Annotated in this window: 13 protein-coding genes; 10 read left to right on the forward strand and 3 right to left on the reverse strand. The window is 72.3% G+C overall.

From position 1 onward, the window contains the following. Window positions 1-92 precede the first annotated feature (92 nt). Window positions 93-971, forward strand: coding sequence for a hypothetical protein (locus ABZ078_RS19320; protein WP_356576761.1), 879 nt, complete (start codon window positions 93-95; stop codon window positions 969-971). Window positions 972-1350: 379 nt separating this feature from the next. Further along, window positions 1351-2745, forward strand: a complete 1395-nt coding sequence (locus tag ABZ078_RS19325) for a tannase/feruloyl esterase family alpha/beta hydrolase (RefSeq protein WP_356576763.1) — start codon at window positions 1351-1353, stop codon at window positions 2743-2745. 3 nt (window positions 2746-2748) lie between these two features. Here the strand turns inward: ABZ078_RS19325 and ABZ078_RS19330 are convergent, their stop codons facing one another. After that, window positions 2749-2931, reverse strand: a complete 183-nt coding sequence (locus ABZ078_RS19330; protein WP_356576764.1) for a hypothetical protein — start codon at window positions 2929-2931, stop codon at window positions 2749-2751. 294 nt (window positions 2932-3225) lie between these two features. Between ABZ078_RS19330 and ABZ078_RS19335 the strand changes: the two genes are divergently transcribed. Both ABZ078_RS19335 and ABZ078_RS19340 read left to right on the forward strand, forming a co-directional pair. Beyond that, a complete protein-coding gene (locus tag ABZ078_RS19335) occupies window positions 3226-6078 on the forward strand; it encodes a DEAD/DEAH box helicase (RefSeq protein WP_356576766.1) in 2853 nt (950 codons plus the stop codon). Next, window positions 6075-7352 carry an SWF or SNF family helicase gene (locus ABZ078_RS19340; protein ID WP_356576768.1) on the forward strand — a complete coding sequence of 426 codons (1278 nt, stop codon included), beginning with the start codon at window positions 6075-6077 and terminating at the stop codon, window positions 7350-7352. The genes ABZ078_RS19335 and ABZ078_RS19340 overlap by 4 nt, the downstream gene beginning before the upstream one ends. A 68-nt stretch (window positions 7353-7420) precedes the next feature. Here the strand turns inward: ABZ078_RS19340 and ABZ078_RS19345 are convergent, their stop codons facing one another. Together ABZ078_RS19345 and xylA are read right to left on the reverse strand one after the other, a co-directional pair. After that, window positions 7421-7915 carry a hypothetical protein gene (locus ABZ078_RS19345; protein ID WP_356576770.1) on the reverse strand — a complete coding sequence of 165 codons (495 nt, stop codon included), beginning with the start codon at window positions 7913-7915 and terminating at the stop codon, window positions 7421-7423. A gap of 252 nt (window positions 7916-8167) precedes the next feature. Beyond that, window positions 8168-9334 carry a xylose isomerase gene (gene xylA / locus ABZ078_RS19350; protein ID WP_356576772.1) on the reverse strand — a complete coding sequence of 389 codons (1167 nt, stop codon included), beginning with the start codon at window positions 9332-9334 and terminating at the stop codon, window positions 8168-8170. Between the two features lie 191 nt (window positions 9335-9525). Between xylA and xylB the strand changes: the two genes are divergently transcribed. The 6 genes from xylB (at window position 9526) to ABZ078_RS19380 (ending at window position 17219) form a co-directional block, all read left to right on the forward strand. Next, window positions 9526-10971: a xylulokinase gene (gene xylB / locus ABZ078_RS19355; protein ID WP_356576774.1), complete on the forward strand. Its 1446-nt coding sequence runs from the start codon at window positions 9526-9528 to the stop codon at window positions 10969-10971. A 15-nt stretch (window positions 10972-10986) separates the two neighbouring features. Then, window positions 10987-12195, forward strand: a complete 1209-nt coding sequence (locus tag ABZ078_RS19360; protein ID WP_356576776.1) for an ROK family transcriptional regulator — start codon at window positions 10987-10989, stop codon at window positions 12193-12195. A 325-nt stretch (window positions 12196-12520) separates the two neighbouring features. Beyond that, window positions 12521-13531, forward strand: coding sequence for an acetamidase/formamidase family protein (locus ABZ078_RS19365; protein WP_356576778.1), 1011 nt, complete (start codon window positions 12521-12523; stop codon window positions 13529-13531). Between the two features lie 40 nt (window positions 13532-13571). Next, window positions 13572-14171, forward strand: a complete 600-nt coding sequence (locus ABZ078_RS19370; protein WP_356576780.1) for an N-acetylmuramoyl-L-alanine amidase — start codon at window positions 13572-13574, stop codon at window positions 14169-14171. A 120-nt stretch (window positions 14172-14291) separates the two neighbouring features. Further along, window positions 14292-15575, forward strand: a complete 1284-nt coding sequence (locus ABZ078_RS19375) for a GAF domain-containing protein (RefSeq protein WP_356576782.1) — start codon at window positions 14292-14294, stop codon at window positions 15573-15575. A gap of 120 nt (window positions 15576-15695) precedes the next feature. After that, complete coding sequence (locus tag ABZ078_RS19380; RefSeq protein ID WP_356576784.1) at window positions 15696-17219, forward strand: aldehyde dehydrogenase family protein; 1524 nt, start codon at window positions 15696-15698, stop codon at window positions 17217-17219. Window positions 17220-17264 lie beyond the last annotated feature (45 nt).

Below are 17264 nucleotides of genomic sequence, written 5' to 3' on the forward strand. Positions count from 1 at the left end.
ACTGCAGCTCCGGGTGTCTGTGGGAGTCGTGACAAGCGGCTTCCGGTCGCACTAGGGTGCGCGCCGACGGACGAACCGATGGGGAGGCTGGGATGGCAGGGACGGACGAGGGGGCCGTCGCCGCCGCGGACGATGCGCTCTACGTGCTCACGGCGGTGCTGCTGACGCCGGCGAAGTTCCCGAGCGTGCTGGGCGACGACTACCCGGAGGCCTGCGCGGCGCTCGGCCTCGCGCCGCTCGCCGACGGCTACGGCCTGGTGCTCGGCCAGGACGGCGACGGCGCCCGGTGGACGGTCGTCATCGACGACGTCTCCCTGGTCGCCGTCGCCATCGCGTCCTGGGACTGCGGCATGGAGTACGACCTGTCGCCCGACGAGCGCACCGTCGTGGCCGCTCTGCCCGGATGGCCCCTCGCGGTCGCCGTCGCCGCCCCCAACGTGCCCCCGCCGCACGATCCGGATCCCGAGATCTCCGACGGTCCACCACTGGCGCCGCCGGACACGAGCGTGTGGGGCCCGGCTCAGCGGCGCCTGGGCGCGGACGAGATCGCGTTGCAGTGGGCGACCTGGCGGGAGCAGCTCGACGACGCCGACTTCGCGACGCCGGGCGGTGTGTCGGACACCGCCGCCGCTGACACGGACGACAGCGGAGGCGAGCGCGAAGGCGAGGACGAAGACGCCGAGAAGGGCCGCGGCCCGGGAGGCCACAGCGGCATCCGGCGCGTCCTCGCAGAGGCACGCGCGTACGTGGAAACCCCGCCACCCCTCGGCCGCGTCCGGTCGTCGTTCGCTCCCGGTGACGCGCGCACCCTGCGCGCGGACGGCCCCGGCTGGTCGCTCGTCGCCAGGACCGACGACATCGCGTTCGTGCTCCTCGACGACGAACCCGGCGAGGTGCTCCCGGTGGGCCGCGGGCCCGAGCTGCCCGGGCTGCTGGCAGCGCTCGACAAGATGGCCGTACGCCCCAGCTGAGCCGCTCGCCGGGCGACCCGGCAGCAAGCCCGCAGACGGCGTGCGGCAGCCGGCAGCCGGCACTGGTGCGGTCGCCGGTACGGGTCGCGCGCCCCGGTGCAGGTGGAAGGGCCGGGGCACTCCGGAGGCTCGTGGTGAGCGTCAGCAGACCGCGGGACCGCCGATAGGGCGTTCCGCGGCGTCACACCTTCCGTCGTCCCGGTAGTCCTCCTGTGCGGCGCCCCTGTCTCGGGACCCCATTCGGCGACGGCGTTCCATGTGGTCCCAACCCATGGCAGGTGCCGGGCCAGGGTCGCACCATGAGGCAGCCTTCGCGGCTCCGTTCTCTCCGCGGTCCTCTCTCCGCGGTCCTCCGTCTCCCGCCTTCCAGGAGGCCGTCGTGCGCCTGTACCGATGTGTTCCCTTCGTCGCCGCCACGCTGCTGGCCGGTGCCCTCGGTTGGCCGACTCCCGCCACGGCAACGGCAGTCGGGGAGCGTCACTGCCCCGGCCAGGAACACGTACACGTGCCGGGCGCGGCCTTCCAGCAGAGCGCCTGCCTCCCGGATCTGACCACCTCCGGACTCGCCGGCACGCCGCACACCGACATGGCCGACCAGGCCGGGCTGACGGCGCGGGGTACCCGGACTCCGGCCGGGGTCCCCGGAATTCAGATCGACGGGTACTTCCCGGACTCCTCCCGCTTCAACACCACACACGGCTGGCGGCACGACGCACAGTTCGTCATCCGGCTGCCGGACCGCTGGAACGGCGGACTGGTCGTCACCGGAGCCCCCGGCACCCGCAGGCAGTACGCGACGGACACGGCGATCTCCGATCAGGTGCTCGCGCTGGGCTACGCCTACGCGGCGACCGACAAGGGGAACAACGGCGCCGACTTCTACCGCGACGGCAAGCGGCCCGGAGACGCGGTCGCCGAGTGGAACACACGGACCACTCAGCTCACGCGGGCCGCCCGCAAGGCGGTGGCCCAGCGCTACGGGGACGTGCCCCGCCGTACCTACATGACCGGCATCTCCAACGGCGGCTATCTCACCCGCTGGCAACTGGAGAACCGCCCCGAGCTGTACGACGGCGGCGTGGACTGGGAGGGCGCCCTGTGGACCGCGGACGGTCCCAACCTGCTCACCTCCTTGCCCACGGCAGTGGCGCGCACGCTCGGCTCCGCGCGGGACGAGGACCTGTACTCGGTCGGCTTCGCGCGCGGCTCCGAGTTCCTGTGGCCGTACCACGAGCAGACCTACTGGGGAGTCACGCAGAAGATCTATCGCGCCGAGTTCGACCCGGCGTACGACCCCGGCTGCCCCGGCCGGTCCGCCGGGACCACGCCGGAACAGATCCTGGCGCCGTGCGCGTCCGATGCGACGTACGACTACGCGTCGCGCCCGGCACCGGTCCGCCGCGCGGTGGCCCGCGTCGCGCTGACGGGGCGCATCGGCCGACCACTGATCACGCTGCACGGCGATCTGGACGCGCTGCTGCCGAAGGCGGCCGACTCGGACGTGTACGCGCGCATGATCGACGCGAGCGGGCGGGGACCACTGCACCGCTATTTCACGATCACGGGCGGTACGCACGTCGACGGGCTGTACGACACCCATCCGGACCGGCTTCGTCCGATCCTGCCCTGCTACCGGTCGGCGTTCGACGCACTGGTGGCGTGGGTGGAGCAAGGCACTCGACCGCCCGCGGACCGTACCGTCGGCAGGCCCGCGAACGGCGATGTGCTCCACTCCTGCGCGCTGTCCACACCGGCCGCACCCGCCGCCAGGTGAGGGTCAGCGACCGATCTCCTTGCGCGTCGCGCGGCGCAGCCTGCGCCGCTGAGACGGGTCGAGCATGAGGTACGCGGCGGCCGGGACTCCCAGGATTATCAGGAGCGCCGCCCACCAGGGCAGCCAGATCAGCAGGATGAGACCGGCCGCCACACCCCCCGCTGCGATCTTCGCGTTCTTCGACATGTGCGTCGCCTCCTTCGCGGTCATTGCCGCTCTCTGTCCTGGAAACGGGTCCGCGCTTCCAGCGGTTCCGAACCCCGACCCTGAGACGACCCTGAGGTGCGGCCCCTAGTGGTCACGGATCTCGGCTGGCAGCCGCCGCGCAGGTCGACGCACCGGGCTCCGCACAGGAGGACATACCCACCCCGACCGATGAGTGACCCAGGTCACGGTCCAGTCATGCCGGATGTGTCGCCGAAGTGCTGTACCCTCGGCCACTCGACCCGAGTAGTCAAATTTGAGGAGAGCTGCAGAGCTGTGCCGAGGCTTCCCGAGGCAACACCGTCCGAGATCTCCGAACTGGCGTCGTGCTGTGCCGTGTTCACCCCCGCTGATCCTGCCCGCACCGGCCGGGTCGCCTTCTGGCGGGCCGACGGCGGCGCCGTTCCGCTCGTCGCGTCCGGGTCCGTCGAGGACGTGACCGTCGCCCTGCCCGGCGAGGACGGTGTCACGCTGGTGAGCGTGCCGGCCGTGGTGCTGCCGGTGCGTGCCGCCCTGCCTGTGCTGACACGCGCGCGTGCCCGCACGCAGGGGCACCGAGCGGCCGTGTTCTGGGGCGCCGCCTCCGTGCTGGCCCTGCAACTCGTGGCATGTGGCGCGCTCCTGCCGGGCCTCTCGGCCGGCGACCACGATGCCTGGCGCGTCGGCCCTCTGCGACCGGAGGACGTCGACCGCATCCGGGATCTCGCCGCCGCGATGCCCCCCGAAGCGCACGCCGTGCCGCTGGGGGACGCCGAGTCACCGAGGCTGCCGGACCCGGAGCGACTGCTGCGGGCCTTCCTGGACGCGGTGGCCGACACGCTGCCCCGCTCCCCCGCGGCGGCGCTCGTGACGGGCGGGCCCGCCTATGCGGCGTCCGGGCCACAGCACCTACCCGAACTGCACGCATGGGCCGCCGATGTCGCCGCGGGCCACGACGCGGGCGTAAGGCTCTCCCTGCGGCTCGAGGTCCCCGGTCTGGCCCTCGCTACGCAGGACGACGCGGCGCTGCGGTTCCGGGCGGTGCTGCAGGTGCACAGCGTGAGCGATCCGACGCTGGTCGCGGACGCCGGTGACGTGTGGGCGGGGTCCGGTGCCTTCGGCCCCCGCGCGCGGATGGACACCCTGCTGGCGCTTCGCCGGGCTGCGCGCGCGTGGAACCCTCTCACGCCGTTGCTGTCGGCGACCGTGCCGGACACCGTGGACCTCGCCGACGAGGAGGTGTCCGACCTCCTCGGGGAGGGCGCCAGGGCCCTCGCCGGCGCCGGCGTCGATGTGCACTGGCCCAAGGAACTCACCCGCGAGCTGACCGCCCGCGTCGTGATCGGCCCACCGGACGAGGAGTCCGCTCCCGGCAGACTCTCCTCGGACACGCCGTCGTTCCTGTCCGCCGACGCGCTGCTGGCCTTCAGCTGGTCGTTCGCGCTGGGCGACCAGCGGCTCACGCGCGAGGAGCTGGACCGTCTCGCCGAGTCGAACCGCCCCGTGGTGCGGCTGCGTGACCAGTGGGTCCTCGTCGATCCGCAGGAGGTGCGCCGCGCCCGCGCGCAACAGGACCGCAAGGTGACGCCCGTCGACGCGCTCGGCGCCGCCCTGACGGGCTCCACCGAGGTGGACGGTCGCCAGGTCGAGGTCCGGCCCACCGGGTGGCTGGCGGCGCTGCGTGAGCGGCTCTCGGATCCCGAGGGGCAGGAACCCGTCGGTCAGCCCGCGGCCCTCGCGGCCACGCTGCGGGACTACCAGCGCCGGGGTCTGAGTTGGCTGGCGCGGATGACGTCCCTGGGACTGGGCTGCTGTCTGGCCGACCACATGGGTCTCGGTAAGACGATCACCCTGATCGCGCTGCATCTGCACCGCCAGTCCGACGCGGCGTCCGCCGGTCCTACGCTGGTGGTGTGTCCGACGTCCCTGATGGGCAACTGGCAGCGCGAGATCGAGAAGTTCGCACCCGGCACGCGCGTGCGGCGTTTCCACGGTGCGCGGCGCGACCTGGACGGCGTGGCGGACGGGGAGTTCGTGCTCACCACGTACGGCACGATGCGCCTGGACGCCCGCAGGCTCGCCGAGGTGCCGTGGGGCATGGTCGTGGCGGACGAGGCCCAGCACGTGAAGAACCCGTACTCGGCGACCGCGCGGGAGCTGCGCACCATCGGCGCACGCGCGCGCGTGGCGCTCACGGGCACCCCGGTCGAGAACAACCTGTCGGAGCTGTGGGCGATCCTCGACTGGACGACCCCCGGCCTGCTGGGCCGGCTCGGCACCTTCCGCACCCGCTACGCGCAGGCCGTGGAAGGTGGCCAGGATCCGGCCGCCGCCGAGCGCCTCGCCCGGCTGGTACGCCCGTTCCTGCTGCGCCGACGCAAATCGGACCCGGGGATCGCGCCGGAGCTGCCGCCGAAGACGGAAACCGATCGCGCCGTGTCCCTGACCACGGAACAGGCGGGGCTGTACGAGGCCGTGGTCCGCGAGACGCTCGCGGAGATCGCGGGCGCCGACAGCATGGCGCGACGCGGCCTGATCGTGAAGCTCCTGACGGGACTGAAGCAGATCTGCAACCACCCGGCGCAGTTCCTCAAGGAGGAGCGGCCGAGGATCGCCGGACGCTCGGGGAAGCTGGAGCTGTTGGACGAGTTGCTCGACACCATCCTCTCCGAGGGGGCGGGCGTGCTGGTCTTCACCCAGTACGTGCGCATGGGGCGTCTCATCGAGCAGCATCTGTCGGCGCGCGGAGTGCCCTCGCGGTTCCTGCACGGTGGAACGCCCGTGGCCGAGCGCGAGGCCCTGGTGCGGCGCTTCCAGGACGGTGAAGTGCCCGTGTTCCTGTTGTCGTTGAAGGCCGCGGGCACCGGCCTGAACCTCACCCGCGCCGAACACGTCGTCCACTACGACCGGTGGTGGAACCCCGCCGTCGAGGCACAGGCCACCGACCGTGCCTACCGCATCGGCCAGACCCGGCCCGTGCAGGTGCACCGGCTGATCGCCGAGGGAACCATCGAGGACCGTATCGCCGACATGCTGAACCGTAAGCGGGAGCTTGCCGACGCGGTGCTCGGCGCCGGGGAGGCGGCGCTGACGGAGCTGACGGACGCGGAGCTGGCCGATCTGGTGGAACTGCGAGGGGGCGCCCGATGATTCGACACGACGGTGACTTGGAGCGCACGTTCGCGGCGCTGCCGCCCGCGCACGGGCGGGGGTTCGCCCGGACGTGGTGGGGCCAGGTCTGGCTGAAGGCGCTGGAGGAGACGGCTCTGGACTCGGAGCAGCTCAAGGCCGGCCGCAGGCTCGCGCGCGCGGGAGCGGTCGGTGCGGTGTCGGTGCGCCCGGGGCGCATCACGGCCGTCGTGCAGGGCCGGGACCGTACGGCACACCGGGCCGACGTGCTGCTGGAGGAGCTGTCCGCGCGGCAGTGGGACCGCTTCCTTGACATGACCGTGGAGCGGGCCGGGCACGTCGCGGCGCTGCTGGACCGCGAGATGCCGCCGCACCTGGTGGAGGACGCTGCCACCATGGGCATCGAACTGCTGCCGGGCCTGGGCGATCTGGAACCGGAGTGCGGATGCGGCGCCTGGGACCACTGCGGGCACACAGCCGCTCTCTGCTACCAGCTGGCACGGCTCCTGGACCAGGATCCCTTCGTCCTGCTGCTGATGCGCGGACGCGGCGAACGCGACCTCCTGGACGACCTCCAGGCCCGTAGCGCCGCGTCGGCCGGCACGCCGGCCGCACCGTCCGAGCCGGAGGGCGTGGATGCCGCGGAGGCGTACGCGACGGGCGGCATCCTGCCGCCGCTGCCCGCCCTGCCCGAACTGCCCGCCGAGCCGGGAGTGCCGCCGTCCCTGGACACCGAGACACCCCCAGGGCCCGGCGTCGACGCTGCCGCACTGGAGTTCCTGGCCGCCGGAACCGCCGTTGAGGCACATCGTCTACTCGCCGCAGTGTTGCGCTCCGGCACCGGGCAGGAGGCTGCTGACGAGGAGCTGACGTTCGCCCAGGACGCCGTCCGCCTCGCCGCCGGCTCCCCCCGCGCGGAGGTGGCCGAGCGGCTGGCCGACGGGTCCGGGCGCGGACGGGAGGGGCTGGCGACGGCCGTGCGCGCCTGGCACCTCGGGGGCGTCGCCGCGCTGTCCGTGCTCGACGAGGTGTGGACCGCAGAGGGCGAAACGCTCGCACGCGCGCGTGCCGCCCTGGAGTCGGCCTGGGACGAGGACGAACGGCCGTCGCTGCGGGCCAAGGGCAACCGATGGACGGTCGTCGGTGCGCCGAGCCAACTGCGCCTGGGACGGGACGGACGCTGGTGGCCGTATCGCAAGGAACGCGGCCGCTGGGTGCCCGCGGGGAGCCCTGCGCAGGATCCGGCGACGGCGCTGGCGTCGGCGGGGCTCGCGACCGGGCAGGGACAGCCGTAGGACCTGCCTGGCGGCCCGGCGGGCGAGAGCCGGCCCCGACCGGTGGCCCTCGCGCCGGCCGGGCCCGGCTACGGCAGTTCGCCCTCCAGGGAGGGGATCAGCGATTCGAGACCGCTCGGAAAGCCACTGGGCAGCTCGGTGGGGAACCCCGACGGCAGTGAGGTCGGCAGGTCGCTCGGCAGGCTGCTGGGGAGCTTGGTCGGGATGCTGATGGACGGCCTGGGTGAGCCGCTCGTGCTGGTCTCGGCGGGTGGAGTCCCACCGGGCGAGTCGTCGCTTCCCGAGGCCATCAGGACCACGGCCACGACGGCTCCGACGGCCACGACGGCCGCGATCACGGCGAGCAGGATGAACAGCGGATTGCGCCGCCGCCCCGGCCCACCGCCTTCGTCGGGCGGCTCCGGCGGCCAACCACCGTACGAGGGCGGGCCGCTGTGCCCCGGAGGGGACCCGTAGCTCCCCTGTCCGCCGCCGAAGCCATCGGGGGGCGGTCCGTAGCCGCCCGGAGGCGGCGTGTCACCCGGCGGTCCTGGCGGCTGAGGCGGTACGGGCGGCATGGCCATGCCCTCAAGAGTCGCCTCGCACCGCCCAGGACGCGACCCCTTCGCGGGACTTGATACAGGCCCATGCCCGGGAGCGCATGGTTCCGGAACATTTCGCGCGGAGACGGTCACCGAACCGCATCGCGTGCGACCGGCCGACCGGCCGGACCTGTACCGCGTGCGACCGGTCCGACCTCTACCGCGTGCGACCGGCCCTTCGACGGTCGGCTCACACGCGGCAGGTCAGCGACAGCGGCGCACGCGCGCGTGGCCTCAGCCGCGGGCGCCCAGCAGGTGGTCCATCGCCAGCTGGTCGAGGCGTTCGAAGGCCATTCCGCGCGCGGCGGCCGCCTCGACATCGAAGTCCTCGAACGCCGTGCGGTCCGCCAGCAGCGCCTTCAGGCCGTCCGCCGCCGTCGGCTGCGCCAGCTCCTCCAGGCGGGAGGCGCGCAGGGCCTCCTGGACCTCCGGGTCGGCGCGGAAGGCGGCCGAACGCTCCTTCAGGATGAGGTAGTTGCGCATGCAGCCCGCCGCCGACGCCCACACGCCGTCGAGGTCCTCGGTCCGCGGCGGCTTGAAGTCGAAGTGGCGGGGCCCGGTGTAGCCGGCGCTCTCCAGGAGATCGACCAGCCAGAAGGCGGCGCGCAGGTCGCCGGCGCCGAAGCGCAGGTCCTGGTCGTACTTGATGCCGGACTGGCCGTTGAGGTCGATGTGAAAGAGCTTGCCCGCCCACAGCGCCTGCGCGATGCCGTGCGGGAAGTTGAGCCCGGCCATCTGCTCGTGGCCGACCTCGGGGTTGACGCCGTACAGTTCGGGGCGCTCCAGGCGCTCGATGAACGCCAGCGCGTGGCCGACGGTGGGCAGCAGGATGTCGCCGCGCGGCTCGTTCGGCTTGGGCTCGATCGCGAACTTCAGGTCGTAGCCCTGGGAGGTGACGTACTCGCCGAGGAGGTCGAAGGCCTCCTTCATGCGGTCCAGAGCCACGCGCACGTCCTTGGCAGCGCCGGACTCGGCACCTTCGCGGCCACCCCAGGCGACATATGTCCCGGCACCCAGCTCGACCGCCAGGTCGATGTTGCGGATCGTCTTGCGCAGCGCGTAACGGCGCACGTCGCGGTCGTTGGCGGTGAACGCGCCGTCCTTGAAGACGGGATGGGTGAAGAGGTTGGTCGTGGCCATCGGCACCTTCATGCCGGTCGCGTCGAGTGCCTCACGGAAACGCTTGATGTGCGCCTCGCGCTCGCTGTCCGAGGACCCGAAGGGGATCAGGTCGTCATCGTGGAAGGTGACGCCGTGGGCGCCGAGCTCGGCCAGGCGCCGCACCGTCTCGACCGGGTCGAGGGCACGGCGGGTGGCGTCGCCGAAGGGATCCCGTCCCTGCCAGCCGACGGTCCACAGTCCGAAGGTGAACTTGTCCTCGGGGGTGGGCTGGTAGCTCATGCCGCGGCTCCTCGCTTGCTGACGACTGCCGCCACGACTATTTCGTCATGGCGGTTTACAAATTAGTATGCCGACGCGTCCCTGGGAAGGGACAAGATGTCCCCGAAGGGGTGAGGTCCGGGTCGTGACACTCCGGGCACCCTCGAAACAGCAGGTCAGATCCCGCCAAGCCGCGGAAAAGGGAGAGCCCGATGTCAGCAGCCGAGGGTCCGCTCGTCGTCGGCGTGGACACGTCCACCCAGTCCACCAAGGCACTGGTCGTCGACGCGTCGACCGGCCGGGTCGTCGCGAGCGGCCAGGCACCGCACACGGTGTCCTCCGGGGCCGGCCGCGAGAGCGACCCGCGCCAGTGGTGGGAAGCTCTGTGCGAGGCGCTGCGCCAGTGCGGCGACGCCGCGCACGAGGCCGCCGCGGTGTCGATCGGCGGTCAGCAGCACGGCTTGGTCACGCTGGACGACCGGGGCGAGCCGGTGCGTCCGGCCCTGCTGTGGAACGACGTGCGCTCGGCGCCGCAGTGCCGCCGACTGACCGAGGAGCTGGGCGGCGCGAAGTTCTGGGCCGAGCGCACCGGCTCCGTCCCGGCCGTCTCCTTCACGGTCACCAAGTGGGCCTGGCTGGCCGAGAACGAACCGGAGGCCGTCCGCGCCACCAAGGCGGTACGTCTCCCCCACGACTACCTCACCGAACGCCTCACGGGGCAGGGCACCACCGACCGCGGCGACGCCTCCGGTACGGGCTGGTGGGCGTCGGCGACGGAGTCGTACGACGCGGAGATCCTCACGCACGTGGGGCTCGACCCGGCGCTGCTGCCCCGTGTGGTCCGGCCCGGCGAGGTCGCGGGCACCGTGCGGGACAGCCACGACCTGCCGTTCTCCAAGGGCACCCTGGTCGCGCCCGGAACCGGCGACAACGCGGCCGCCGCGCTGGGCCTCGGACTGCGGCCGGGAACGCCCGTGCTCTCCCTCGGCACATCGGGCACGGTGTACGCCGTGTCGAAGCGGCGCCCCGCCGACCCGACCGGCACGGTGGCGGGCTTCGCCGACGCGCACGGCGACTGGCTGCCGCTGGCCTGCACGCTGAACTGCACACTCGCCGTGGACCGCCTCGCTGCCCTGCTGGGCCTCGACCGCGAGGCCGTGGAACCCACCACGGGCCTCACGCTCCTGCCCTACCTGGACGGCGAACGCACCCCGAACCTGCCGAACGCCTCCGGCCTCCTGCACGGCCTGCGCCACGACACGACCGCCGGCCAGCTTCTGCAGGCCGCCTACGACGGCGCCGTCCACGCCCTGCTCGGCGCCCTGGACCTGGTCCTGGACGAGGACGCGGACCGCTCGGCCCCACTGCTGCTGATCGGCGGCGGCGCCCGCGGCTCGGCCTGGCAGCAGACCGTACGTCGGCTGTCGGGGCGGCCGGTGCAGGTCCCCGAGGCCAAGGAACTGGTCGCGCTGGGCGCGGCGGCCCAGGCGGCCGGCCTGCTGACCGGCGAGGACCCGGCCGCGGTCGCCCGGCGCTGGAACACCACGCGAGGGCCGGTGCTGGACGCCGTCGAGCGGGACGACGAGACGCTGGCCAGGATCAGCGGGGTACTCTCCGACGCGGCCCCGCTGCTGGAGCGGAGCCCCGAGGCGCACTGAGGACTGACGTCAGGCATGACCGCACCGCTGCACGAGGCTCACGCGGCCGGCGCCGGGCCGGCGCTGTCCGACACCCAGCAGGGCATGCGCCGCCGCAACCTGGCCCGGGTGATGCACACCGTCAGCGCCGAGGGGCCGCTCTCGCGTGCCGCCGTCGCCTCCCGCATCGGGCTGACCCGTGCCGCGGTGTCCACGCTCGTCGACGAGCTGATCCGCTCGGGACTGCTGGAGGAGCTCGGTCCGGAGCGGCCCGGCCGGGTGGGCCGTCCCGGGTCGGCGCTGGCCGTGAGCGGGCATGGTCCGGCCGGGATCGGCGCGGAGGTGGGTGTCGACCATCTCGCCGTCTGCGCGGTCGATCTGCGTGGCGAGGTGCGGTCCAAGGCGGTGCGGTACGGCGCCAACCGGGGCCGCGCCCCAAAACCCGTGGTCGAGGAACTCACCGAGTTGGTGCGCCGGGTCGTCGCAGAGGTCGAGCGCGAGGGGTTGTGGCCCGCCGGCCTGGCCGTCGCCGTGCCGGGTCTGGTGGCGCGAGACGCCCGTACCGTCGTACGCGCCCCCAACCTCGACTGGCGCGACACGGACCTCGGCGCTCTGCTGCCCCTGGACTTCCCGCTGACCGTGGGCAACGAGGCCAACTTCGGTGCGCTCGCCGAGCTCTGGCTGGGCGAGCGCACCGCGCGTGACTTCCTGCACGTGTCGGCGGAGATCGGCATCGGTGCCGCGGTCGTGGTGGACGGAGGGCTGCTGCGCGGGACGCGCGGTTTCGCCGGCGAGCTGGGCCACGTGCCCGTCCAGCCGGACGGTCCGGAGTGCCCGTGCGGGGGGCGAGGGTGTCTGGAGCAGTACGCGGGCGAGGAGGCGGTGCTGCGGGCGGCCGGACTGGAACCGGGCGAGGACCGCGTCGGGCTGCTCGCCCGGCGGGCCACCGAGGGCGACGAGGACGTACGGCGGGCACTGCGCGAGGCGGGAACGGCGCTCGGTGTCGCGCTGACCGGCGCGGTCAATCTGGTGGACCCCGCGAGTGTGGTGCTGGGCGGGGCGCTGGCGGGGCTGGCGCCCTGGCTGCTGCCGTCGCTGGAGGCCGAGCTGGACCGGCGCACCGCGGGACCCGCCTGTCCGGTGTCCGTGTCACGGCTCGGGCCCGAGGGGCCGTTGCTGGGGGCCGCGCACTCGGTGGTGCGGGCGGTCCTCGACGATCCGGCGGCGGTGGCGGAACGGACCTGACAACGCCGGGACGCGCCTGCTGTCTGCGGGCGGACGAGCCTGATTCAAGGCGGAATTCGCCTGATCCCAGGTGGAGTTCACTCGTGTGAGTGAGCACGTTGTCCACAATCACGTCGCTGTCCACGGAAACCGGGACCACTCTTCTGCCCGACCCGCTCTCGCCGTACCGTGATCCACGCGGGGCGCAGCCGTCGTGTCACGGCGGCGATGGCGCTTCGGCGTGAACGAGGGGGATTCAAGGGGGGATGCACATGTCGCGTCGCCGAGCCGGCGGCTCTCGAGGAACCCTTCCCATCTGTCTTTCGCAGAACGGAGCCGTGCAGCGATGAGCGACCCCAGGATCCTGACCGTGCGACCCGAACCGGGCGAGTTCGCCTGGACGTTCGGCGGTGCACCGCCCGTGGCGCACATCGCCCCCGGCACGGTCCTCGACCTCTACACGGAGGACTGCTTCGCCGGACGGGTGCGGTCGGACAAGGACCTGGTGTCCGAGGTGTGCGAGTTCCCGTTCCTCAACCCGCAGACGGGTCCCTTCCACATCGAGGGCGCCGAGCCGGGTGACACGGTCGCCGTGCACTTCGTGTCGATCGAACCGGCCCGGGACTGGGCCGCGTCGACCACGGTCCCGTTGTTCGGCGCCCTCACCTCGACGCACACCACGGCCTCGCTGCAACCGCCCCTCCCGGAGACCGTCTGGATCTGGCAGCTCGACCGCGCTCGGCGTACTGCGTTGTTCCGGGCGCGTGACAGTGACTTCGAGGTCGAGCTGCCCATGGACCCGATGCACGGCACGGTCGGGGTGGCACCGGCCGATCTGGAAGTGCGCTCGGCGCTGGTGCCCGACGCACACGGCGGGAACATGGACACCCCCGAGATGCGGGCGGGCGTCACCTGCTACCTCGGGGTGAACGTCGAGGGCGCGCTGCTCAGCCTCGGTGACGGCCATGCCCGGCAGGGCGAGGGGGAGACCTGTGGGGTCGCGGTCGAATGCGCGATGAACACGGTGGTGATCGTCGAGCTGCTCAAGGGCCTCGCCACTCCCTGGCCGCGCATCGAGTCGGACACGCACATCGTCTCGACGGGTTCGGCCCGCCCACTGGAGGACGCCTTCCGGATATCCCAGCTCGACCTGGTGCGGTGGCTGGTGCGCGACTACGGGTTCAGCGAGCTGGACGCGTACCAGTTCGCGACCCAGGCCGTCGAGTCGCCGCTGGCCAACGTGTGCGACACCAACTACACGTGCGTGGCCAAGATCCGCAAGGAGTGGCTGCCCGCACGCGAGACCCACCGAGGGGTGCATGCGCGGCTGCGTGAGACGGCAGCGACTCTGCGCTGAGCACCCCCGCCGACCTCAACCCTGAAAGGCCGAGCCTCCTTTGGAACGCGCACGATCACGCCCCAGCAGGCGGCGGATCCTCCAAAGCACCGCACTCGCCGCCGTCCCCTATGCCCTGCTCCCCGGACGGCGGGCCGGCGCGCATGTCCCGGCACCCGACTACCCGCTGGCCGAGTGGCGGCCGGCGAGCACCGCCAACTACACGCCGGCGAACCGCCCCGCGACCCATCCCGTCGATCGGGTGATCATCCATGTGACACAGACCCTCTACACCCGGACCATGTTCGTGTTCGAGAACCCCAAGAAGAAGGTGTCCGCCCACTACGTCGTCCGGTCGGCCGACGGACACACGTCCCAGTGCGTTCGCGAGCCGGACATCGCCTGGCATGCCGGGGACTGGGAGTACAACACGCGCAGCATCGGCATCGAGCACGAGGGCTGGGTGGACCAGCCCGGCTACTTCACCGACGTCATGTACGAGACGTCGGCTCGGCTGACAGCGGCGATCTGCACCAAGTACGGCATCCCGAAGGACCGTGAGCACATCATCGGGCACCACGAGGTGCCGGGCACGGACCACACCGATCCCGGCCCGCACTGGGACTGGACGCGCTACATACGGCTGGTCACCAACGTCTGAGGGCTCGCACGGCTGCGCCGGTGTGGTCGTCGTTCGGGTGACAGCCGTCGAAGAGGTTGTCCGTGCGCGTACGCGGAGTGACGATGAACGCCAGCCGCATCGCCTTCCGGGGAGGCCGAGTTGACGGATCCGTGGGTGGCCCTGGAACCGGGGGCCGACCCTGCCGAGCGTGTTCGGGTGCTGCGTCGCGCGCACGAGACGTTCACCGAGGTGGGAACCGTGCCGAAGCCGGTGCGTGCCGTGGTGGCGGACTCGTGGCGGCGTTCGGCGCGGGCCGGTGTCGGTCCGGACGGGACCGCGAGCGTGGAGCTGGCGGACGGAGATCTCGGCGCCTATCGCGCGGAGCACCCGCTGGCGCGAGTGATGCCGCTGTTCAGGGAGTTGCTGGGTACGTTCGCCGCCGACGGCGAGCATCTGCTCGCGGTGTGCGACGCACACGGCAGGCTGCTGTGGGTGGAAGGGCATCCCACGACCCGGCGGCGGGCGGGACGGATGAACTTCGTGCCGGGTGCGCGGTGGGCGGAGACCGCGGTCGGGACGAACGCGCCGGGCACAGCGGTCGCCGTGGACCGGCCGGTGCAGGTGTTCGCCGCCGAGCACTTCATACGTCAGGTGCAGCCCTGGACCTGCGCGGCGGCGCCGGTGCACGATCCGCGCACCGGGCGGGTGCTCGGGGCGGTGGACATCACCGGCGGGGACGGGCTCGCGCATCCGCACAGCCTGGGGTTCGTGCAGGCGGTGGCGCGTGCCGCGGAGTCGCACCTGGCGCTGCTCGCACCGCGGGTGCCCGCCTCGGACACGCCCGAGCTGATGGCTCTGGGACGCGACGAGGCACAGCTGCGCATGGGCGGCCGCCGGGTCAGGCTCAGCCGCCGGCACAGCGAGATCCTGGTGCTGCTGGCCCGTCACCCGGAGGGGCTGATCGGGGACGAGCTGCTGTGCGCGCTGTACGAGGACGAGTCGGTGCCACCGGTGACGCTGCGCGCCGAACTCGCCCGCCTGCGCCGGACGCTGGGCCCCGGATTGCTCGCCTCGCGGCCCTACCGGCTCACGGTGCCGGTCGAGTCGGACGTGGCGGTCGTCGAACGTCGCCTGGAGACCGGTGCGGTCACGGCCGCGGCCGCGGCGTACACCGGCCCGCTGCTGCCCGGCTCCCGGGCACCGGCGGTGGTGCGGCTCAGGCGTCTCCTCGCCGACGGCCTCCGTACGGCTCTGATCGCCCGCCGCGACCCCGACCTGCTGGCCGACTGGGCGCACGCGCCGTGGGGCGAGGACGACTTCGACGTATGGCAGGCACTCGCCGCGTCGCGTCCGACGGCGGCGGTTCGGTCGCGGCTGGCCGCGCTGGAGTCCGAACTCACGGCGTCGCCGGTCAGGGAGCGCCGGCGCCGCCCGGCGCGCTGACCGAACCGCCCACCCTCGTGGAAACCCGGCCCGCGCAACGTACTTGCAACCTCGCCGTTCCTAGCCTCGGCGCCGAGAGCTGCCCGACGGCGGGCAGCGCTTCTTCGGGAGGCAAGCAGGATGACCCGTTACGCGGCGCCCGGCACCGGGAGCGCGATCGTCTCCTACCAAGCGCGCTATGACCACTTCATCGGCGGTGAGTACGTGCCGCCCATCCGGGGGCAGTACTTCGAGAATCCGTCACCCGTGAACGGGCAGCCGTTCACCGAGATCGCGCGGGGCACGGCGGAGGACGTGGAGCGGGCGCTCGACGCGGCGCACGCGGCCGCCCCGGGCTGGGCCCGGACGTCGGTGACCGAGCGCTCCGACATGCTGCTCAAGATCGCCGACCGCATGGAGGCGAACCTGGAGCGGCTGGCGGTCGCCGAGAGCTGGGAGAACGGCAAGCCGATCCGCGAGACGCTGGCCGCCGACATTCCGCTGGCCATCGACCACTTCCGTTACTTCGCGGGCGCGATCAGGGCGCAGGAGGGCTCGCTCGGCGAGCTCGACGACGACACGGTGGCGTACCACTTCCACGAGCCGCTCGGTGTGGTCGCGCAGATCATCCCGTGGAACTTCCCGATCCTCATGGCGACATGGAAGCTGGCCCCGGCGCTGGCCGCCGGCAACGCGGTCGTGCTCAAGCCGGCCGAGCAGACCCCGGCGTCCATCCACTACTGGCTCAGCCTGGTCGCCGACCTGATGCCGCCCGGCGTGATCAACATCGTCAACGGCTTCGGAGTGGAGGCGGGCAAGCCGCTGGCGTCCAGCCCGAGGGTGGCCAAAGTGGCGTTCACCGGTGAGACCACGACCGGCCGACTGATCATGCAGTACGCCTCGGAGAACATCACCCCGGTCACGCTCGAACTCGGCGGGAAGTCCCCGAACATCTTCTTCGACGACGTCTGGTCGGCGGACGACGACTTCCGTGACAAGGCGCTCGAGGGCTTCACGATGTTCGCGCTCAACCAGGGCGAGGTGTGCACGTGCCCGTCCCGGGCGCTGGTGCAGCGCGGTCACTACGCCGAGTTCATGGAGGCGGCGATCGCTCGCACCGAGCGGATCAGGACCGGCCACCCGCTCGACACGGACACGATGATCGGCGCGCAGGCGTCCAATGACCAGCTGGAGAAGATCCTCTCCTACCTGGACATCGGCCGTCAGGAAGGCGCCCGGGTTCTGACCGGTGGCGAACGTGTCGAGCACGACGGCGAGTTGAAGGGCGGCTACTACGTCCAGCCGACGATCTTCGAGGGCGACAACCGCATGCGCATCTTCCAGGAGGAGATCTTCGGCCCGGTCGTCTCCGTGACGTCCTTCGACGACTTCGACGACGCCATCAAGATCGCCAACGACACGCTGTACGGGCTCGGCGCGGGGGTGTGGACACGGGACGTCAACACCGCGTACCGCGCGGGCCGCGCCATCCAGGCGGGCCGCGTTTGGACGAACTGCTACCACGCCTACCCGGCGCACGCGGCGTTCGGCGGCTACAAGGGCTCGGGCATCGGCCGTGAGACGCACAAGATGATGCTGGAGCATTACCAGCAGACCAAGAACCTGCTGGTGTCGTACTCGCCGAAGAAGCTGGGCTTCTTCTAAAGGCATGAGACAGAGGCGCCCGACCTGGCTTTCACCAGTCGGGCG

Source organism: Streptomyces sp. NPDC006385, from assembly GCF_040612485.1.
Classification (GTDB): Bacteria; Actinomycetota; Actinomycetes; order Streptomycetales; family Streptomycetaceae; genus Streptomyces.